The following is a 20794-nucleotide window of genomic DNA, read 5'->3' as shown; positions in this document are numbered from 1 at the left end:
CACGGTGAGATCTCCCATGCGCGCCGTCGTCACCGGTGCAGCCGGGTTCCTGGGCTCCGCGCTCGTCGACCGCCTGCTCGCCGACGGCCACCAGGTGGTCGGCATCGACGACCTCAGCACCGGGTCGGCGGCGAATCTCGAGTCGGCACTGCGGCTGGGCGCCACCGGGTCGCGCCTGTTCACGCTGATCCGGCGCGACGTCCAGGCCCCGGAGCTGACCGGCATCATCGCCGGCACCAACCCCGCCGTCATCTTCCACCTCGCCGCGCGCACGGACCGCGAGACGTCCTGGGCCGACCCCTGTCTCGACGCCCGGAGCAACGTGCTCGGCACGATCAACCTCTGCGAGGCCGCCCGGCGGGCGTGCGTGGAGAGGATCGTCTACGTCAGCGAGACCGCGTCGCACCCGCACACCCCGACCTCGGTGGCCAGGACCGCGGGTGAGATGTACCTACGCGCCTACGCGGATCGGTACGGTCTGACGCCGATCGGTGTGCCACTGCCGCAGGTGGACGTGTCTACGCTCGCCGAAGCCGTCGAAGCGCTGATGCGTGCCATGCGCACACCGATCGACACCCCGGTCTACGACGTCGACTACGACCGGCGAGAGGCCGGGTGAGCGAACCGTGTGGCACTCGCTCAGAAAACACCTCGGTGGCGCGCGCGATGCGCTGACGAGCAGCACCGGGCCCGTCTTCTACGACCGGACGGGCAAGCGTCTGTACTACTTCATCGCCGGTGTGGTGACGATTGCGCTGCTCATGGCGGTCCTGCCGGTCCGGGTCACCCCCATGGCATTCGACCCGCTGTGGACGGTACCGACCAACGGCGACTCGGAATTCCCCCGCCAATTGCTCTCGTCGCCGGAGGGGCAGATGCCGATCCTCGGCAACGAGGACGACGAGGTCCTGAGCCGGGTGGTTCGCGTCGACCGGCGGCAAGGGCGGTGGACTCTCGTCGACCCGTTCACCAACGAGACGTACCGGATCGCCGACGACGACGACAAGGACCGTATCGGCGACAGCGATTACGCGATCGACCATTACGGACGGCCCGCCGAACGACAGCTGATGCTGACCTTCGACGACGGACCCGACGTCGAGTTCACCACCCTGGTCCTCGACATCCTGTCCCGCGAGAAGGTCCCCGCCACCTTCTTCGTCGTCGGGTCGCAGGTCGTCCTGCATCCCGACGTGTTTCGCCGGATGGTCCGCGAAGGCCACATGGCGGGCAACCACACGATGTTCCACATCGACTTCGACGATCACACCGATTTCCGCAACCGCCAGGAGATCATCGCCGCCGACCGGGTGATGCGGGCCACCGCCGGCTACGCCAGCCGACTCTTCCGCATCCCGAAGGGCGATCCCGACAACAACACGCTCGCGCTGTTGCAGTCCCAGCAGCTCGGTTACCTCCAGGTGGACCAGGACATCGACACCCTGGACTGGAAGGTCTCGCCCAAGGACGAGTTGGCGGTTCCCCCGCTCGACGGACGCGGACATGTCGTCCTCCTGCACGACGGAGGCGGCGACCGCTCCGCCACCATCCGCATGCTGGAGAAGCTCATCGCCGAGGCCAAGAGCAAGGGCTACACCTTCTCGACGCTGGCACCGCTGCTGCCCGAGCACTTCCAGCCGGTGCCCGACACCAAGCCGTACCCGGCCGACACCGCCACGTACCGCACCCTGCGGCTGGCGGAGGAGGCGCCGGGCACGCTGCTGGGGTTCCTGTTCTGGCTCGGCATGGGTTCGCTGACCGTGATGTCGCTGCTCTACCTGGTCCTGGCGCTCATCAGTCAGTATCGCCAGAATCGGTTGTGCTGGAACGATATCGACGATCAGACGCTCCCCATGGTGAGTGTGGTGCTCGCGGCGTTCAACGAGGAGAAGGTGATCTCGAGGACCATCGCCGAACTGCGCCGCAGCGACTACCCCCGGTCGAGATTCGAGGTGGTCGCGGTCAACGACGGGTCCAACGACGACACCCTCCGGATCCTCACCGAGCTCGCCCGCGACTGGCCCCGGCTGCGGGTGATCGACCAGCCGAACAGCGGTAAGTCGTCGGCGATCAACAACGGGATCAACCACGCGTCACCCGCGTCCACCGTGATCGTCACCATGGACGCCGACACGCTGTTCCGGCCGGACACCATCCGCAATCTCGTCCGGCACTTCGTGCGGACCACCCGCGGCAAGCGGGTGGGCGCCGTCGCCGGCCACATCAAGGTGGGCAACCGCCGTAACCTGCTGACCGCGTGGCAGAGCCTCGAATACATCTCCGGGATCTGCGTGACCCGAATGGCGGAGCGCCTGCTCAACGCGATCTCCATCGTGCCCGGCGCCTGCTCGGCGTGGAGCCGTGAGGCCCTGGAGCAGATCGGCGGCTTCTGCGACGACACCATGGCCGAGGACTGCGATGCCACGCTGGCCCTGCAGCGGCGCGGATACCGCATCCTGCAGGAGAACAACGCGATCGCGGACACCGAAGCGCCCGAGACGATCCGCGCACTCGCCAAACAGCGCAAGCGGTGGACCTACGGCAACATCCAGGCGCTGTGGAAGCACCGCGCCATGCTGTTCCGGCCGCGCTACGGGGCGCTGGGGTTGGTCACGCTGCCCTACGCCACGCTGTCCCTCGTCGTGCCGCTGCTGTTCATGCCGTTGACGGTCGTCGCGGCGGGGATGAGCATCGCCGCGGGCAACTGGCAGAGCATTGCGCTGTACGCGGGTTTCGTCGCGGCACTCCACATGATCATCTCGATCACCGCGGTCGCGATGGCGCGCGAACGCGCGTGGCATCTGCTCGTCGTTCCCGTCTACCGGATCATCTACGAGCCGCTGCGGGCCTATCTGCTGTACGCCTCGGCCTATCGCGCCCTCAAGGGCACGATCGTGGCGTGGGACAAGTTGGAGCGCAGGAACTCGGTGAGTGCCTTCGCCGACCGCCACGGCCCGATACCCGTGCTGGGCGCTCAGCAGTAGAGGTTCTCCCCGGGCGGCACCCCGAGCAGTGCGCAGATCCGCAGGTACGCCTCCACCCGGCTCCGGACCTGCGCCGGATTGCCGCCGTCGCATTCGAGGACGCCGTTGAAGGCGCGGATCGTCTGACCGAAGCCGAGGCCGTTGACCATCGCATCGTGAGGTGTGGCCTCCGCCGCGGCCTTCTGGGTGTTCCAGAACCAGAGTGCGGTCCGCCACGCCAACACCGGGTCCCGCCCCACCCGGTCGGGGTCGGTGAGCAGGTCGGCGCCCAGCGCCTCACCGGCCGCGCGGTAGTTGTAATTCCAGCTCAACTGGCCCGGCCCTCGACCGAAATACGCATCCTCGCCCGCCGGGCATCCGAACGGCAGGTCGGGGTCGCAGTAGACCCTGCGCCGGTGCACCGCCTCCTCGATGATCTCCAGCCCACCGGTTTCGTGGGCGACGTTGCCGAAGAACCCGGCGACCTCACGCCGGCGCACCGTGTCGTCACCCGTCGTGGCGAAACCCGGGAACGACGGCAGCGCCTCGATCAGATTCTCGTAGGTGTAGAACGGAATCCGTCCGGGGAAGGCCCTGTCGAACTCATCGCGGCTCACGACGAAAGCGGCATCGGCGTCGGCGTGCGGCGACGCCGGCATCGACTGGGCCCCGCAACCGACCACCGCGGCCACCGCCAGGCACCCAGCGGTTCGCAGGTAGCGCATGTCGGAACCTCCCGCCTTTCTCGAGCTCCGGTCGCCTGTCTTCGAGTCTGACGGCTCCGGCCGACCGTCGGAAGCCGTTTGACCGCACAGATCAGGTTGCGCCACAAGATCATTGCAAGCGTTCATAACACCGTTTACCTGGGCGCCGTGGCCTTCCCCCGCGGCTGCGGTGGGGTCACAATCGACGTGGCGGCGCCTGGTCTGACCGCCTTGCGAACCGGCCCGGCCAGCACAGCCATTCCCTGAAGGAACGGCACGAAAGGATCTGGGCCATGTCCGAGCAGGAAAGCAACATCGAGAACGTCAAGAGGGGTTACGACGCATTCGCCGCCGGCGACATCGAGACCGTCATGAACCTCTTCGACGACAACATCGAATGGGTGCAACCCGGCAACAGCACGATCAGCGGCACCTTCCACGGCAAGGGCGAACTCGGCTCGTTCCTGGCCAAGATGGCCGACAAGCCCCTTGAGGTACGGGTCAACCGGTTGCTGGCCGACGGTGACACGGTGGTCGCGCTGACCGACGTGGTGATGGACGGCAACCACACCACCGACGCCGACGTGTTCACCCTGCGGGACGGCAAGACCGTGCGCGTCGAGATCCACGCCGACACCGCGCTGATGGAGAAGGTCTACGGCACGAAGCAGGCCGCGACGCAGCAGTAGGCGCACCCGTTGACGCGCCCGGAGTCCTGGACGACACTGGGCCGACACAGTTCGATCCACAACTCCATACGCCGACGACACGCAGCGGGAGAACCTCCGACCGGAGGCGCCGAAGGAGCAAGGTCCTCCCCGGGAATCTCTCAGGCCCAATACCGCAGCGTCGAGGCAACTCTGGAGAACGGCCACCGGCGCATGCCGGTGGCTGTACCGAAGGTGAATGCGCCTGCGCGCCAAACTCTCAGGTTTCAGGACAGAGCGGGGAGGGCCCTGTTGACGTCCGGCGCCGCCGGACGCGATGAAACCGGAGTCGCCTTGACCGTCAGCGTGTTCGACCTCTTCTCGGTGGGTATCGGCCCGTCGAGCTCCCACACCGTCGGCCCCATGCGTGCCGCGGCGGCTTTCGCCGACACGCTCCGCCGCGGTGCGCTGCTGCATGCGGTGCGCGCCGTGCGGGTGGATCTGTACGGCTCGCTGGCGGCGACCGGAGCCGGGCACGGCACGATGTCCGCGATACTGCTCGGGCTCGAGGGGCTGCGCCCGGAGACGATCACCACCGAACAGCGGGACGAGACGCTGCGGCGCATCCACCGCGACGCCGCCACCCGCGTCGGCGGGCTCACCCCGGTGCCGTTGACCGAAGACGACATCGCCCTTCATCCGGACGACATACTGCCCCGGCACACCAACGGCATGACCTTCACGGCCACGGCCGAGGACGGGAGCACCGCGGCGGCCGCGACGTACTTCTCGATCGGCGGCGGATTCGTCGTGACCGACGGCGACGACGAATCCGGCGGCGACGCGTTCACGCCGCCGCTGCCGTACTCGTCGTCGCGGGCGCTGCTGGAGATCTGCCGAACGCACGCGCTGTCCATCGGCGGCGTCGCACTGCGCAACGAGATGAGCCGGCGCACCGAGGCACAGATCCGCGCCGAACTGCTCCACATCCGGGACGTGATGGTCGACTGCGCGGCGCGCGGAATGTCCCGCGACGGACTGTTGCCCGGGCCGCTGGGCGTGCGCCGGCGCGCGAAGCGCTGGTACGACCGCCTCGACGCCGAGGATCCGGGCAGGACAGCGGAATTCGCGCTGGACTGGGTCGACCTGGTGGCGCTCGCGGTCAACGAGGAGAACGCCTCCGGAGGGCGGATGGTGACCGCCCCCACCAACGGTGCGGCCGGGATCGTGCCCGCCGTGCTGCACTACGCCACCCACTACACACCGGCGGGGCGGGCCGACCCCGACCGCGCCGCGGTCACGTTCCTGCTCACTGCGGGCGCCGTCGGCTCGTTGTTCAAGGAGCGTGCGTCGATCTCCGGTGCCGAGGTCGGCTGCCAGGGCGAAGTGGGCTCGGCGGCCGCGATGGCGGCCGCGGGGCTGGCCGAGATCCTCGGCGGCACCGCCGAACAGGTGGAGAACGCGGCGGAGATCGCCATGGAACACAGCCTGGGCCTCACCTGCGACCCGATCGGCGGACTCGTCCAGATCCCCTGCATCGAACGCAACGCCATCTCCGCGGGGAAGGCCATCAACGCCGCCCGCATGGCGCTGCGCGGCGACGGCTCCCACCACGTCACACTCGACGAGGTCATCGACACCATGCGCGCGACGGGTGAGGACATGAGCCGCAAGTACAAGGAGACGTCCACCGGCGGGCTGGCGATCAACGTCGCCGTCAACGTGGTGGAGTGCTGAGGATCGACCGCGAAGTGGGCGTGGACGGTATCGAACCGCCGACCGCTGGTGTGTAAAACCAGAGCTCTACCACTGAGCTACACGCCCCGTTGCCGGGCAGGCTACCCGGCGGCGCGCCGCAGGCGGAAATCCGCTCAGGCCGAGCGCAGCGCGGAGAGGGCTTCCGTCCACACCGCCTGGTCCCGCGCCTCACCGGGACCCTTCATCTCCGAGAACCGGATGATCCCCGACCGGTCGACCACGAAGGTGCCGCGGTTGGCGATGCCGGCGTCGGAGTTGAACACCCCGTAGGCCTGCGCGACCGCACCGTGCGGCCAGAAGTCCGACAGCACCGGGAAGGTGAAACCGCTCTGCGTCGCCCAGATCTTGTGGGTGGGCGGCGGGCCGACCGAGATCGCCAGTGTCACGGTGTCGTCGTTCTCGTAGGTGGGCAGGTTGTCCCGGATCTCGTCGAGCTCGCCCTGGCAGATGCCGGTGAACGCGAGCGGGAAGAACACCAGCACCACGTTCTTGGCGCCCCGGAAGTCGCTGAGCGTGACCGGTTGGCCGTTCTGGTCCTTCAGCGTGAAGTCGGGTGCCTCGGCGCCGACGTCGAGTGCGCTCACCTTCGCCCCGCGGCCTTCGACTTGGGCTGGACCAGCCGACTGGCGATCCAGTCGCCCAGATTCGCCGACGACGTCTGCATCAGACCCGCCGTGGGCGCCGATTCGGCGATGTCCGCGGGTTGGACGTGCCCGGGCTTGCCGGTCTTCGGGGTGACCACCCAGATGACGCCGTCGTCGGCGAGGGGGGTGATGGCGTCCATCAGCGCATCCACCAGGTCGCCGTCGTCGTCGCGCCACCACAGCAGCACGACGTCGATGACCTCATCGGCGTCCTCGTCGAGCAACTCGCCACCGCAGGCGTCCTCGACATCGGCCCGGATGTCGTCGTCGACGTCCTCGTCCCAGCCCAGTTCCTGCACAACCTGATCGTTTTCGATGCCCAGTCGTTGGGCGTAGTTCGGGGCGTCCGCCGCCGCCACCTTCGGTCCTCCCTCTGCCGGTGCTGCCCGTTGTTCGAATCCCTATCGTTGCACGTGCCCCACCGGTTACGTGCGGCCGCTGCCCCGGTTCGTCAATATGACGCGTCGCACAGTTCGAGCGCCACCTCCTTGGAATCGTTCAACCGGGTCACCGCGTCGTTGAACTCATCGGGTCCGGCATCCCGGGTGATCGTGCCCGCGACGTCGCGGGCGGCGCCCACCCAGGCGTTGAGGGCGTCGCGCAGCGCCGGCGAGAGCACGTCGGAGATGCCGCTGGCGACCAGGTTCGCGCTGACGTCGAGCGCCTCCACGGCCGGCCGGGCCCGCGCGCCCACCTCGGGCGTGTTCTCGTTGACCGCGTCGACGTAGGCGTTGACGGCCCCGATCGCGTTCACGCTGGAACTGCTGAGGTCCTCGCAGGCGGTGTGGATGGCCGCGGTGGTCAGGGACTGCTGGCGCTTGGACTCCCGGGCGCTCGACTGCGCGATCGACTCCTCGACCGAGGCGGACACCGAGGCGCGGTACAACGGTGCCGCCTCCCGGTCGACCTGGCCGGTTCCCGAGGTCACCGACGTGCAGCCGACGATGACCATGGCCGCCGCGGCGAGGCTGCCGAGTATCCGGGCAGCCGCCTGCAGCCGCCTTCCCTGGCGCCGTCGGTCGCTCAGCACGGTCTGCAGACGTTACCGGTTGACCGGCCCGATCGCGGGTTCATTGAGACCACCCGCCCCCAGCGGTGCGGTTGCGGCACGATGGGGGAAGGATGGAGTGGTCGCGCACGTGCGGAGTCACAAACCCCTCACGGTCGCGGCGTACCGATACCGCCTGACAAGGAGCGGAAGTTGACCACCGAGTTCGTGCGCCAGGATCTGGCCCAAAACTCCTCCACCGCAGCCGAACACGACCGTGTTCGGGTGATCCGTGAGGGTGTTGCATCGTATCTGCCCGACATCGACCCGGATGAGACCGGCGAGTGGCTCGAATCGTTCGACCAGCTGCTCGAACGGTCCGGCCCGGCCCGAGCCCGCTACATGCTGTTGCGGCTGCTCGAACGCTCGGGTGAGCAGCGGGTCGCCATTCCCGCGCTGACATCGACCGACTACGTCAACACCATCCCGACCGAGCTCGAGCCGTGGTTCCCCGGCGACGAGGACGTCGAACGCCGGTACCGGGCCTGGATCCGGTGGAACGCCGCGATCATGGTGCACCGCGCGCAGCGTCCGGGAGTCGGTGTGGGCGGCCACATTTCGACGTACGCGTCCTCGGCCGCGCTGTACGAGGTGGGCTTCAACCACTTCTTCCGCGGCAAGAGCCACCCCGGTGGCGGTGATCAGGTGTTCATCCAGGGACACGCCTCCCCCGGCATCTATGCCCGCGCCTACCTCGAGGGCCGGCTCACCTCCGACCAGCTCGACGGCTTCCGCCAGGAGCACAGCCACCCCGGCGGCGGTATCCCGTCGTACCCGCACCCGCGCCTGATGCCGGACTTCTGGGAGTTCCCCACGGTGTCGATGGGCCTGGGCCCGATGAACGCGATCTACCAGGCCCGGTTCAACCACTACCTGCACGACCGCGGCATCAAGGACACCTCCGACCAGCACGTGTGGGCGTTCCTCGGCGACGGGGAGATGGACGAGCCGGAGAGTCGCGGCCTGGCGCACGTCGCCGCGCTCGAGGCGCTCGACAACCTGACGTTCGTGATCAACTGCAACCTGCAGCGCCTGGACGGTCCGGTGCGCGGCAACGGCAAGATCATCCAGGAGCTGGAGTCGTTCTTCCGCGGGGCCGGGTGGAACGTCATCAAGGTGGTCTGGGGCCGCGAGTGGGACGCGCTGCTGCACGCCGACCGCGACGGCGCGCTGGTCAACCTGATGAACACCACGCCCGACGGGGACTACCAGACCTACAAGGCCAACGACGGCGGCTACGTCCGCGACCACTTCTTCGGCCGCGACCCGCGCACCAAGCAGCTGGTGGAGAACATGTCCGACGCCGAGATCTGGAATCTCAAGCGCGGCGGCCACGACTACCGGAAGGTCTACGCCGCCTACCGCGCGGCGATGGAGCACAAGGGTCAGCCGACGGTCATCCTCGCCAAGACCATCAAGGGCTACACCCTGGGCAAGCACTTCGAGGGACGCAACGCGACCCACCAGATGAAAAAGCTTGCGCTGCAGGACCTCAAGGACTTCCGCGACGTTCAGCGCATTCCGGTCAGCGACTCCCAGCTCGAGGAGAACCCCTACCTGCCGCCCTACTACCATCCGGGTCCGGAGGCGCCGGAGATCCGCTACATGCTCGACCGCAGACGCGCGCTCGGCGGTTTCGTGCCCGAGCGCCGCACCAAGTCCAAGGCTCTGACCCTGCCCGGCAGCGACGCCTACAAGGCGCTGAAGAAGGGCTCGGGCAAGCAGGAGGTCGCCACCACGATGGCGACCGTCCGCACGTTCAAGGAGATCTTGCGGGACAAGAACATCGGGCATCGCGTCGTGCCGATCATCCCCGACGAGGCGCGCACCTTCGGGATGGACTCGTGGTTCCCGAACCTCAAGATCTACAACCGCAACGGGCAGCTCTACACCTCCGTCGACGCCGAGCTGATGCTGGCGTACCGGGAGAGCGAGGCCGGCCAGATCCTGCACGAGGGCATCAACGAGGCCGGTTCGGTCGGCACGTTCATCGCGGCGGGCACGTCCTACGCCACGCACAACGAGCCGATGATCCCGATCTACATCTTCTATTCGATGTTCGGGTTCCAGCGCACCGGCGACAGCTTCTGGGCGGCCTCCGACCAGATGACCCGCGGCTTCGTGCTGGGCGCGACGGCCGGCCGGACCACGCTCGTCGGCGAGGGGCTGCAGCACGCCGACGGCCACTCGTTGCTGCTGGCGTCGACCAACCCCGCGGTCGTGGCGTACGACCCGGCGTTCGCCTACGAGATCGCCTACATCATCGAATCCGGCCTGCACCGGATGTACGGGGAGAACCCGGAGAACGTCTACTTCTACCTGACGATCTACAACGAGCCGTACGTCCAGCCCGCCGAACCGGAGAACGTCGACGTCGAAGGGCTGTTGCGCGGGATCTACCGGTACCGCGCGGCGACGGAGAAGAAGGCCAACACCGCGCAGATCCTCGTGTCCGGGGTGGCCATGCCGTCTGCCCTCAAGGCCGCCGAGATGCTGGCCGAGGAATGGGACGTGGCCGCCGACGTGTGGTCGGTGACCAGCTGGAACGAGCTCAACCGCGACGGCGTGCAGGTCGAGAAGCACCTGCTGCGCCATCCCGACCAGCCGGCAGGTACCCCGTACGTCACCCAGGCCCTGGCCGACGCGGCCGGACCCGTCGTCGCGGTCTCGGACTGGATGCGGGCGGTGCCCGAGCAGATCCGGCCGTGGGTGCCCGGCACCTACATCACGCTGGGCACCGACGGGTTCGGGTTCTCCGACACCCGGCCCGCGGCGCGGCGCTACTTCAACACCGACGCCGAGTCGATCGCGGTGGCGGTGCTCGAGGGCCTGGCCCGCGACGGCAACATCGACATCTCGGTGGCCGTCGAGGCGGCCAAACGCTACGAGATCGACGACGTGCTGGCCGCACCGGAGCAGACGTCCGATCCCGGGGTCGCCTGACCCGGCCCCGCTCGGCATCAGTGACTTGGAGGTTGCTGCCAGAAAACCCGGGTAGCTTTTAGGGATGCCCGACAATCGGTACGTGCCGCCGGCGTCCACGGTCGAGGTTCTGCAGACCGTGCCGGACTCCGTCCTACGCCGGTTGAAGCAGTACTCCGGCCCGCTGGCCACGCAGGCGGTGACCTTCATGCAGGACCGGTTGCCGTTCTTCGCGAGCCTGGAGGCCTCGCAGCGCGCCAGCGTGCAGCTGGTGGTGCAGACGGCGGTGGTCAACTTCGTCGAGTGGATGCGCGACCCGCAGAGCAACGTCAGTTACACCGCGCAGGCGTTCGAGGTCGTTCCCCAGGACCTGACCCGCCGCATCGCGTTGCGCCAGACGGTCGAGATGGTGCGCACCACGATGGAGTTCTTCGAGGAGGCGGTGCCGCTGTTGGCTCGCTCCGACGAACAGGTCACGGCGCTGACGGCGGGCATCCTGCGTTACAGCCGGGACCTGGCGTTCGCCGCGGCCTCGGCCTACGCGGACGCGGCGGAGGCACGCGGTGCGTGGGACACCCGGATGGAGGCCAACGTCGTCGACGCGGTGGTCCGCGGTGACGTCGGGCCGGAACTGCAGTCCCAGGCGGCCACGCTCAACTGGGACGCCACCGCGCCGGCCACGGTCATCGTCGGGCTCCCCCACCCCGACCGCATCGACCTCGCCTCCGACGACGTGCGCGACGTGGTGACCCGCAACGACCGCGCCGCGCTGTCCGACGTACACGGCACCTGGCTGGTCGCGATCGTCTCGGGGCCCATCTCCCCCACCGACCGCTTCCTCAGGGAGATCCTCGCGGTGTTCGCCGACGGTCCGGTCGTCGTCGGCCCGACGGCGCCGACCCTGTCGGCCGCACACCTGTCCGCGACCGAAGCCATCGCGGGGATGAACGCGGTCGCGGGCTGGAGCGGTGCGCCCCGACCGGTGTCGGCGCGCGAACTGCTGCCCGAACGCGCCCTGCTCGGCGATGCGACAGCCATCGCCGCACTGGAGGCGGAGGTGATGCGCCCGCTCGGCGACGCCGGTCCGGCCCTCGCCGAAACCCTCGACGCCTACCTCGATGCGGGTGGCGCGATCGAGGCCTGCGCCCGTCAATTGTTCGTTCATCCAAATACCGTCCGTTACCGGCTGAAACGGATCGCCGACTTCACCGGTCGCGACCCCACCCTGCCCCGCGATGCGTACGTTCTGCGGGTGGCCTCCACGGTCGGCCGGCTGAACCGGCACGCGGCCCAGTCCACCCGCGCGAGTACGCAGTCTGCGCAGGTCCCGGCCGTGCGACCGGCCAGCGCGAACCTGTACCGCAGCGGCTGAGGTCGCGACGCGGTATCGCTGGAGTCGCATCACATGCCGATTTGTGGACTTGCTACAAAAACATAAGACGAGGTTCATAATCTCTTACACGGCGCAAAGTCGTCTTCACAGTGTTCTCTTAGAGACGTGCCTCAATCGCATACGCAGATCGCGCTGCTCGCGCCCGGCCAGGGCTCGCAGACCCCCGGGATGCTCGAGCCGTGGCTGCAGTTGACCGGCGCCGCGGAGCGCCTGGCCACGTGGTCGGAGATCAGCGGTCTCGACCTGGCCCGGCTGGGTACGACCGCCGACGCCGACGAGATCACCGACACGGCGGTGACCCAGCCGCTGGTGGTGGCCGCGACGCTGCTCGCCCACGAGGAGGCGGCCCGGCGCGACCTGTTCGGTGCCGATTCTGTCGTGGCCGGTCACTCCGTCGGTGAGATCGCCGCCTACGCGATCGCCGGGGTCATCTCCGCCGACGATGCGATCAAGCTGGCCGCGACCCGCGGCGCCGAGATGGCCAAGGCCTGCGCGCTGGAGCCCACCGGGATGGCCGCCGTCCTCGGTGGCGACGAGGCCGAGGTACTCGCCCGCCTCGAGGCGCTGGACCTTGTTCCGGCCAACCGCAACGCCGCCGGCCAGATCGTGGCCGCCGGTGCGGTGTCCGCCCTGGACAAGCTCGCCGAGGATCCGCCGGCCAAGGCCCGGGTCCGCAAGCTGGCGACCGCCGGCGCCTTCCACACCGCCTACATGGCCTCCGCGCTCGAGGGGTACGAGGCCGCCGCGCGCGCCGTGGCCACCGCCGAACCGACCGCGACGCTGCTGTCGAACGCCGACGGACAGCCGGTAGCCTCGGCTGCGGACGCAATCGACAAGCTGGTCGCCCAGCTGACCCGGCCGGTGCGCTGGGATCTCTGTACCGCAACGATGCGGCAGCGCTTCGAGAACGCCGAGAACGCCGCGATCGTCGAATTCCCGCCCGCGGGCACACTCGTCGGCATCGCCAAACGTGAACTTCGGGGGGTTCCGACGCACGCCGTCAAATCCCCCGCTGACCTGGACGGACTGAACTCCCTGTAGCCCGCCGGGACAACCACATATCGATCGTCATCTCAAGAGTTCTCCGCTCCGCGGAGGCATGTTCACCACACATATAGAAGGAGCCACCGTGCCCGCAAGTCAGGAAGAAATCATCGCCGGTCTCGCCGAGATCATCGAAGAGGTCACCGGTATCGAGCCCTCGGAGGTCACCCCGGAGAAGTCGTTCGTCGACGACCTCGACATCGACTCGCTGTCCATGGTGGAGATCGCCGTGCAGACCGAGGACAAGTACGGCGTGAAGATCCCCGACGAGGACCTCGCCGGCCTGCGCACCGTCGGTGACGTCGTCGCCTACATCCAGAAGCTCGAGGAAGAGAACCCCGAGGCTGCCGCCGCGCTCCGCGAGAAGTTCACCCAGTGACCCGGCCTTCCACTGCTAACGGCGGTTTCCCGAGCGTCGTGGTGACCGCCGTCGAGGCCACCACGTCACTTGCCGCGGACATCGAGAGCACGTGGAAGGGCCTGCTGGCTGGCGAGAGCGGCATCCGTGTTCTCGAAGACGAATTCGTCACCAAGTGGGACCTGCCCGTGCGTATCGGCGGTCATCTGGTCGACAACGTCGACGATCACATGACCCGCATCGACATGCGCCGCATGTCCTACGTGCAGCGCATGTCGAAGCTCCTCGCCGGCCGGCTCTGGGAGACGGCAGGTAAGCCGGAGGTCGATCCGGACCGGTTCGCCGTGATCATCGGCACCGGTCTGGGCGGCGGCGAGAAGATCGTCGAGACCTACGACGCGATGAACGAGGGCGGCCCCCGCAAGGTGTCGCCGCTCGCTGTGCAGATGATCATGCCCAACGGTGCGGCGGCCGTCGCCGGTCTGGAACTGGGCGCCCGCGCCGGGGTCATCACCCCGGTGTCGGCGTGTTCGTCCGGGTCGGAGGCGATCGCCCACGGCTGGCGCCAGGTCGTCATGGGTGACGCGGACTTCGCCGTCGTCGGCGGCGTGGAAGGCGGCATCGAGGCGCTGCCCATCGCGGCGTTCTCGATGATGCGCGCCATGTCGACCCGCAACGACGACCCCGCCGGTGCGTCGCGGCCGTTCGACAAGAACCGCGACGGCTTCGTGTTCGGCGAGGCCGGGGCGATGATGATCATCGAGACCGAGGAGCACGCCCTGGCCCGCGGCGCCAAGCCGCTGGCCCGGCTGATGGGCGCGGGCATCACCAGCGACGCGTTCCACATGGTGGCTCCGGCGGCGGACGGCCAGCGGGCCGGCCACGCGATGAAGCGGGCGATGGAGACGGCGGGCCTGTCCCCCAAGGACATCTCCCACGTCAACGCGCACGCCACCGCCACCCCGATCGGTGACACGGCCGAGGCCAACGCGCTGCGGGTTGCCGGTGTGGAGCACGCCGCGGTGTACGCGCCGAAGTCGGCGCTCGGCCACTCCATCGGTGCGGTCGGTGCGCTCGAATCGATCCTCACGGTGCTCGCGCTGCGTGACGGCGTCATTCCGCCGACACTGAACTACGAGACACCGGACCCTGAGATCGATCTCGATGTCGTCGCGGGCGAGCCACGGTATGGCGACTACCAGTACGCCATCAACAACTCGTTCGGATTCGGCGGCCACAATGTGGCCTTGGCGTTCGGGCGTTACTGAAGTTGCGCTGAGCCAACGGATAGATCAACGGAGCAGGAATGGCACGGTTAGCTACGGGGAACGGCTTCCCCAACGTGGTCGTCACTGGCGTTGCCATGACGACCGCCCTGGCTACCGACGCGGAGACCACCTGGCAGCGTCTTCTGGACGGACAGAGCGGTATCCGCACACTCGAGGATCCCTTCGTCGAGCAGTACGACCTTCCGGTGCGCATCGGCGGGCATCTGCTGGAGGATTTCGACAGTGAGCTGACGCGCGTCGAGCTGCGCCGGCTGTCCTACCTGCAGAAGATGTCCACGGTGCTGGGCCGGCGGGTCTGGGCGAACGCCGGGTCACCCGAGGTCGACCCGCGTCGGCTGATGGTGTCGATCGGCACCGGCATGGGCTCCACCGAGGAGCTCGTGTTCAGCTACGACGGGATGCGGGCCAAGGGCCTCAAGGCCGTGTCACCACTGGCCGTGCAGATGTACATGCCCAACGCGGCCGCCGCCGCGGTGGGTCTGGAGCGCAAGGCCCGGGCCGGGGTCATCACCCCGGTCTCGGCCTGCGCCTCCGGTTCGGAAGGCATCGCCCAGGCCTGGCGCAACATCGTGCTGGGCGAGGCCGACATCGCGATCTGCGGTGGGGTCGAGACCCGGATCGAGGCCGTGCCGATCGCCGGGTTCGCGCAGATGCGCATCGTGCTGTCGACCACCAACGACGATCCGGCGGGCGCCTGCCGTCCGTTCGACAAGGACCGCAACGGCTTCGTCTTCGGCGAGGGCGGCGCGCTCCTGGTCATCGAGACCGAGGAGCACGCCAAGGCGCGCGGCGCGGACATCCTCGCCCGCATCATGGGGGCGAGCGTCACCTCGGACGGCTACCACATCGTGGCGCCGGACCCCAACGGTGAACAGGCCGGGTGGGCGATGACCCGCGCCATCCAGCTGGCCGGTCTGCAACCGACCGATATCGACCACGTCAACGCGCACGCCACCGGCACCAGTGTCGGTGACGTCGCCGAGGGCAAGGCGATCAACAACGCGATGGGCGGCCACAAGCCGGCCGTCTACGCGCCGAAGGGGGCGCTCGGCCACTCGGTCGGCGCCGTCGGCGCGGTGGAGTCGATCCTGACGGTGCTGGCGCTCAAGAACGGCGTCATCCCCCCGACCCTCAATTTGAAGAACCTGGACCCGGAGATCGACCTCGACGTCGTCGCGGGCTCTCCGCGCCCCGGTAACTACCAGTACGCGATCAACAATTCGTTCGGATTCGGTGGGCACAACGTCGCGCTCGCTTTCGGGAAGTACTGAGCACGCACAGCAGCATCCCGACAGTCAGCTGACATCGGAACGGGCACTAGGAGGATTTGAATGACGATCATGGCCCCCGAGGCGGTCGGCGAGACGCTCGACCCGCGTGACCCGCTGCTGCGGCTGAGCACGTTCTTCGATGACGGCACCGTCGAGTTGCTGCACGAGCGCGACCGCTCGGGCGTGCTCGCGGCCGCCGGCACCGTCAACGGTGTGCGCAGCATCGCGTTCTGCACCGACGGGACCGTGATGGGTGGCGCCATGGGCACCGAGGGCTGCCGCCACATCGTCGACGCCTACGACACCGCGATCGAGGAGCAGAGCCCGATCATCGGGATCTGGCACTCCGGTGGCGCCCGCCTCGCCGAGGGGGTGAAGGCACTGCACGCCGTCGGTCTGGTGTTCGAGGCCATGATCCGCGCGTCCGGGTACATCCCGCAGATCTCCGTCGTCGTCGGTTTCGCCGCGGGCGGCGCCGCCTACGGCCCCGCCCTGACCGACGTCATCGTCATGGCACCCGACAGCAAGGTCTTCGTGACCGGCCCCGACGTGGTCCGCAGTGTCACCGGTGAGGACGTCGACATGGTGTCGCTCGGCGGACCCGAGGCCCACCACAAGAAGTCCGGCGTCTGCCACATCGTCGCCACCGACGAACTCGACGCCTACGAGCGCGGCCGCCGCCTGGTGGGACTGTTCAGCCAGCAGGGCCATTTCGACCGCACGAAGGCCGAGGCCCAGGACAGCGATCTGGCGGCCCTGCTGCCGGAGTCGGCGCGGCGCGCCTACGACGTGCACCCGCTGATCACCGCGCTGCTCGACGACGGCGTGCCGTTCGAGGAGTTCCAGGCCAAGTGGGCGCCGTCGATGGTGGTCGGCCTGGGCCGGCTGGCCGGGCGCACCGTCGGCGTGCTGGCCAACAACCCGCTGCGTCTCGGCGGTTGCCTGAACTCCGAAAGCGCCGAGAAGGCAGCACGTTTCGTGCGGTTGTGCGACGCGTTCGGCATCCCGCTGGTCGTCGTGGTCGACGTGCCCGGCTACCTACCCGGCGTCGACCAGGAATGGGGCGGCGTGGTCCGCCGCGGCGCCAAGCTGCTGCACGCGTTCGGTGAGGCCACCGTTCCGCGCGTCACGCTGGTCACCCGCAAGATCTACGGCGGCGCCTACATTGCGATGAACTCGCGCTCGCTGGGCGCGACCAAGGTCTTCGCCTGGCCGGACGCCGAGGTCGCCGTCATGGGTGCCAAGGCCGCCGTCGGGATCCTGCACAAGAAGAAGCTGGCCGCCGCCGCGCCCGAGGATCGCGAGGCGCTGCACGAGGAGCTCGCCGCCGAGCACGAACGGATCGCCGGCGGTGTCGATTCCGCGATCGAGATCGGCGTGGTGGACGAGAAGATCGACCCCGCGCACACCCGCAGCAAGCTGACCCAGGCGCTGGCCGAGGCGCCCGCGCGCCGTGGTCGGCACAAGAACATCCCGCTGTAGGCGTTCCGCGCACGAACACCTGAAGAGATCCCCGGTCGCTGTTCGGCGTACCGGGGATTTCTCCGTCTGCCCGAAGTGGCCGCGCGCTCGGCGTAGCGTGGCCAGTGGTGTCGGGGAGGAGATCACTGATCGAGGGGTTCGAATCATGCACACATCTGGCATCGCAGTGCGCCGTGGAGTCGGCGGCGCAGTCGTGACCGGCGCGCTTCTGGGACTGGCCGCCGCCACCGTCGCCCTGCCTACGGCAGCCGCCCAGCCGCAGTGCACCGCGGCGACGCTGAGCAACACGCTGGGCACCGTCTCCGCGCAGACCGGCCAATACCTGAGCAGCCATCCCGGCGCGAACGACGCCGTCACCAACGCCGGCGGTCAGGGCGCGGCGGGCGAGGCTTCCATCCGGCAGTACTTCGTCGCGCACCCCCAGGAGTGGGCCGACCTGCAACGGATCGCGCAGCCGTTGCGCACCTTGCGGCAGCAGTGCCAGGTCGACGTCGCACCGGCCGACATCGCGCGGCTCTACGACGCGATGGCGTCCTGAGATCCGCTGCCGGTCAACGCCTGGGCACGATCATCACCGGAACGGGGCTGTGCCGCAGGATCTTCGCGGCCGCGGACCCGAGGAACACGTGTGCGGCCGGCCCGGCCGCGCCGGAGCCGAGAAGCAGCAGGTCCCCCGGTTCCCAGCCGACGTCCTCGACCGCTTCGCGCCAGTCGTGTGAGACCCCGACGACAATCTCCACGTCGTCCGCGGCGATGGTGTTGCGGATCTCGTTGAGCTGACCGACGATCTCGTCGGCGGTCCGCTTGGACCACTGCTCGACGACCAGGCTCTCGGCCGACGGTTCGATCGAGCCGCTGAACACCGCCACCGGCCGCACGGTGAACGACGCGATGCGCAGCCGCGCCGACCACCGCACCGCGAGTTCGGCGGCGGTCTCGATCAGCCGGACGGCGTCGGCGTGCCCGCCGTAGGCGACCGTGAGCCGCCGGATCGGCCCGCGGCCCGACGGATAACCGCGGGGGGCGATCACCACCGCGACCGCGGCGGTGTGCACGAGGCGGTCGGTCACGCTGCCCAACGCCACCCGGCCGAGCAGACCCGACGACGAGGAGCCGACGACGACGGCGTCGGCGCGGTGATGGGTCGCGAGTTCGGTCAGACCCTCCGGCACCGACGTCGCCTTGTGCACGACGACCGACACCTCGACGTCGCCGCCCATCTCGCCGACCACCCGCTCCAGCGAGGTGCGCGCCGCCGCGGTGACGTAGCGCAGGTACTCCTGTTCGACCGGGTCGCCCCGCGCCGGCCACGGCCGTTCGACGATCGCCGCGGCGATGATGCGGTCGCAGGTGCACCGGGCGATCTCCGCCGCGAGGTGCAGCGGTGCGCTGCCCTGGCGGCTGGCGCTGAACCCGGCGACGATCGTCATGGCGTGGCCGTGGCCTCGACGCTCGAGGCGATCACGTGGGTCACCGGCACCTTGTGCTGGGCGCGCGCCCGGTCGACGACGTCGAAGCGATGCCACACCGATGCCTCCGGGGGAAGTGTCGAGATGACGATCTGATCGGGTCCGAACTCGTCGACCGCGTCGGCCAGCGCCCGCAGCGGCCGGCGGTCGCCGAGTGCGCCGTCGGCGGTGAAGTCGTGCCCCCGCAACACCTTCAGCGTGTGGTCGAGCCGGTCGGACGCGGCCTTCTGCGTCGCCTCCTCGACGTCGAGCGGGCCGTGCGTCTCGGCCACGCCGGTTTCGATCGGGCTGACCGGGACCACGACCCGGTAGTGCGTCTCCTGGTCGGCGCCGATCCGGCGCAGTTCGTCGAGCAGTTCGGTGGAGTTCACGGTCTGATTGGCCAGCACCAGCACGCGGTGCGGCTTCCCGGTGCCGGGTACGCCTGCCTCTGCGTGCCTCCGCTTGAGGAAGCCCCGGTTGGCGAAGTACAGCCCCAGCACCACCGCCCAGGACAGCAGGCTCAGAACCAGCTGGGACCGCAGTGCATCGTCGATGAACATCTGCACGAGGATCGCGACGATGCCGAGCGCGGTGAGCACCGACAGCACCGGGAACAGCCACATCTTCACCCGCAGTTCGGAATCCGGTGTGCGCCTGCGCAACACGATCTGGGAGACGGCGATCAGCAGGTAGACGAACAGGATGATCGCGCCGCTGGAGTTGAGCAGGAACGCGAAGATCGTGTCCGGCGAGACCGCGGCGGCGATCACGCACAGGAACCCGACCACCGACGAGGCGAGGATGGCGTTGGCCGGCACTCCCCTGCGGGTCACCCGGACCAGGGCCGGCGGCGCTTCGCGCCGGGCGGCGAGCACGAACAGCATCCGCGACGCGGTGTACATCCCGGAGTTGAGGCAACTCAGCACGGCGGTCAGCACGACGGCGTTCATGACGTGGTCGGCGTACGGGATGCCCATCTCGGTGAACGCCGCGACGAACGGTGACGCGGCGATGCCCTCGTCGTTCCAGGGCAGGATGGTCACCAGCAGCAGCGCGGAACCCACGTAGAACAGCAGGATGCGCACGATCACCGAGTTCGCGGCCTTCGCCACCGCCCGTTCGGGATCCGACGACTCGGCGGCCGCGATCGTCGCGATCTCGGCGCCGACCATCGAGAAGATCACCGTCACGATCCCGACGGTGATCACCCCGAATCCCATCGGCATGAAGCCGCCGTGGGCGGTCAGGTTGGAGAAGTCGGCGTCCTTACCCGGCCACAGCCCCACCACGAACAGGGCGCCGACCGCGATGAAGGCCAGGATCGCCGCGACCTTGATGCCGGCGAACCAGAACTCGAACTCGCCGTAGGACTTCACCGAGAACAGGTTCGTGGCGGTCATCAGCACCATGAACACCAGCGAGGACGCCCACAGCGGGACGTCGATCCAGTACTGGATGATCTTCGCGCCGGCGATGGCCTCGAAGCCGACGACGATCACCCAGAAGTACCAGTAGAGCCAACCGACGGAGAAGCCCGCCCAGTTGCCGAGGGCGTTGCGCGAGTAGTCGGCGAACGACCCCGTCGACGGGTTGGCCACCGCCATCTCGGCGAGCATCCGCATGACCATGATGATGAGCACGCCACTCATCGCGTAGGTGAGGAAGGAGCCGGGACCGGTGTCGGCTATCACCACACCGGAACCGACGAACAGGCCGGCGCCGATCACGCCGCCGATCGCGATCATTCGCAGTTGGCGCTGGTTGAGCGCCTTTTTGAGGGTGGGTGCTGCTGTCATCCGAGCCGGATACCCAGATGTGAC

Annotated in this window: 18 protein-coding genes, 1 tRNA gene and 1 riboswitch; of the genes, 12 read left to right on the top strand and 7 right to left on the bottom strand. The window is 68.6% G+C overall.

From position 1 onward, the window contains the following. The first annotated feature begins 4 nt into the window (after positions 1–4). Together AU196_RS10505 and AU196_RS10500 are read left to right on the top strand one after the other, a co-directional pair. The gene (locus tag AU196_RS10505) at positions 5–619 is read left to right on the top strand and encodes an NAD-dependent epimerase/dehydratase family protein (protein WP_231737512.1); all 615 of its coding nucleotides are present in this window, start codon (positions 5–7) and stop codon (positions 617–619) included. A 7-nt stretch (positions 620–626) separates the two neighbouring features. Further along, positions 627–2984, top strand: coding sequence for a bifunctional polysaccharide deacetylase/glycosyltransferase family 2 protein (locus AU196_RS10500; protein WP_059095012.1), 2358 nt, complete (start codon positions 627–629; stop codon positions 2982–2984). On the opposite strand, the gene AU196_RS10495 is transcribed toward AU196_RS10500, so the two are convergent. Beyond that, a complete protein-coding gene (locus AU196_RS10495; RefSeq protein WP_231737511.1) occupies positions 2975–3688 on the bottom strand; it encodes a chitinase in 714 nt (237 codons plus the stop codon). The genes AU196_RS10500 and AU196_RS10495 overlap by 10 nt on opposite strands. Positions 3689–3960: 272 nt before the next feature. Between AU196_RS10495 and AU196_RS10490 the strand changes: the two genes are divergently transcribed. Next, positions 3961–4356: a nuclear transport factor 2 family protein gene (locus AU196_RS10490; RefSeq protein WP_059095011.1), complete on the top strand. Its 396-nt coding sequence runs from the start codon at positions 3961–3963 to the stop codon at positions 4354–4356. 75 nt (positions 4357–4431) lie between these two features. Beyond that, a riboswitch (glycine riboswitch) is annotated at positions 4432–4521 on the top strand. A 147-nt stretch (positions 4522–4668) separates the two neighbouring features. Next, complete coding sequence (locus AU196_RS10485) at positions 4669–6051, top strand: L-serine ammonia-lyase (protein WP_059095010.1); 1383 nt, start codon at positions 4669–4671, stop codon at positions 6049–6051. Between the two features lie 15 nt (positions 6052–6066). Here AU196_RS10485 and AU196_RS10480 read toward each other — a convergent pair. The 4 genes from AU196_RS10480 to AU196_RS10465 form a co-directional block, all read right to left on the bottom strand. Beyond that, a tRNA-Val gene (locus AU196_RS10480) sits at positions 6067–6138 on the bottom strand. Between the two features lie 47 nt (positions 6139–6185). Then, a complete protein-coding gene (locus tag AU196_RS10475) occupies positions 6186–6656 on the bottom strand; it encodes a peroxiredoxin (protein WP_059095009.1) in 471 nt (156 codons plus the stop codon). Further along, on the bottom strand, positions 6653–7075 hold the full coding sequence (locus tag AU196_RS10470; protein ID WP_059095008.1) for a DUF3052 domain-containing protein: 423 nt from the start codon (positions 7073–7075) through the stop codon (positions 6653–6655). Before AU196_RS10470 ends, AU196_RS10475 begins: the two co-directional genes overlap by 4 nt. Positions 7076–7167: 92 nt before the next feature. After that, positions 7168–7668 carry an Rv2240c family protein gene (locus AU196_RS10465; protein WP_059095007.1) on the bottom strand — a complete coding sequence of 167 codons (501 nt, stop codon included), beginning with the start codon at positions 7666–7668 and terminating at the stop codon, positions 7168–7170. Positions 7669–7917: 249 nt separating this feature from the next. On the opposite strand from AU196_RS10465, the gene aceE reads away from it, so the two are divergent. The 8 genes from aceE to AU196_RS10425 all read left to right on the top strand — a co-directional run bounded on the left by aceE (position 7918) and on the right by AU196_RS10425 (position 18061). Beyond that, complete coding sequence (gene aceE, locus AU196_RS10460) at positions 7918–10707, top strand: pyruvate dehydrogenase (acetyl-transferring), homodimeric type (RefSeq protein WP_059095006.1); 2790 nt, start codon at positions 7918–7920, stop codon at positions 10705–10707. 64 nt (positions 10708–10771) lie between these two features. After that, a complete protein-coding gene (locus tag AU196_RS10455; protein WP_059095005.1) occupies positions 10772–12058 on the top strand; it encodes a PucR family transcriptional regulator in 1287 nt (428 codons plus the stop codon). A gap of 147 nt (positions 12059–12205) precedes the next feature. Next, positions 12206–13120 carry an ACP S-malonyltransferase gene (locus AU196_RS10450; RefSeq protein ID WP_286141140.1) on the top strand — a complete coding sequence of 305 codons (915 nt, stop codon included), beginning with the start codon at positions 12206–12208 and terminating at the stop codon, positions 13118–13120. Between the two features lie 88 nt (positions 13121–13208). Further along, entirely contained in the window at positions 13209–13502 is a 294-nt protein-coding gene (gene acpM, locus AU196_RS10445; RefSeq protein WP_059095064.1) for a meromycolate extension acyl carrier protein AcpM, read from the top strand. Further along, positions 13499–14749: a 3-oxoacyl-ACP synthase KasA gene (gene kasA / locus AU196_RS10440; RefSeq protein ID WP_059095003.1), complete on the top strand. Its 1251-nt coding sequence runs from the start codon at positions 13499–13501 to the stop codon at positions 14747–14749. Before acpM ends, kasA begins: the two co-directional genes overlap by 4 nt. Before the next feature lie 38 nt (positions 14750–14787). Beyond that, a complete protein-coding gene (gene kasB / locus AU196_RS10435; RefSeq protein WP_059095002.1) occupies positions 14788–16041 on the top strand; it encodes a 3-oxoacyl-ACP synthase KasB in 1254 nt (417 codons plus the stop codon). Between the two features lie 60 nt (positions 16042–16101). Further along, complete coding sequence (locus tag AU196_RS10430) at positions 16102–17523, top strand: acyl-CoA carboxylase subunit beta (RefSeq protein WP_059095001.1); 1422 nt, start codon at positions 16102–16104, stop codon at positions 17521–17523. A 193-nt stretch (positions 17524–17716) separates the two neighbouring features. Then, entirely contained in the window at positions 17717–18061 is a 345-nt protein-coding gene (locus AU196_RS10425; RefSeq protein ID WP_231737509.1) for a hemophore-related protein, read from the top strand. 13 nt (positions 18062–18074) lie between these two features. Here AU196_RS10425 and AU196_RS10420 read toward each other — a convergent pair whose 3' ends face one another. Further along, positions 18075–18953 carry a universal stress protein gene (locus AU196_RS10420; protein WP_059094999.1) on the bottom strand — a complete coding sequence of 293 codons (879 nt, stop codon included), beginning with the start codon at positions 18951–18953 and terminating at the stop codon, positions 18075–18077. Beyond that, positions 18950–20770 (bottom strand): amino acid permease, encoded by a 1821-nt coding sequence (locus AU196_RS10415; RefSeq protein ID WP_059094998.1) that lies wholly within the window; start codon positions 20768–20770, stop codon positions 18950–18952. Before AU196_RS10415 ends, AU196_RS10420 begins: the two co-directional genes overlap by 4 nt. Positions 20771–20794: the final 24 nt, after the last annotated feature.

This window comes from Mycobacterium sp. IS-1742, from assembly GCF_001500125.1.
Taxonomy (GTDB): domain Bacteria; phylum Actinomycetota; class Actinomycetes; order Mycobacteriales; family Mycobacteriaceae; genus Mycobacterium.
The sequence above is the reverse complement of the archived record's forward strand: the minus strand, read 5'-3'. Positions and strand labels throughout refer to the sequence as shown.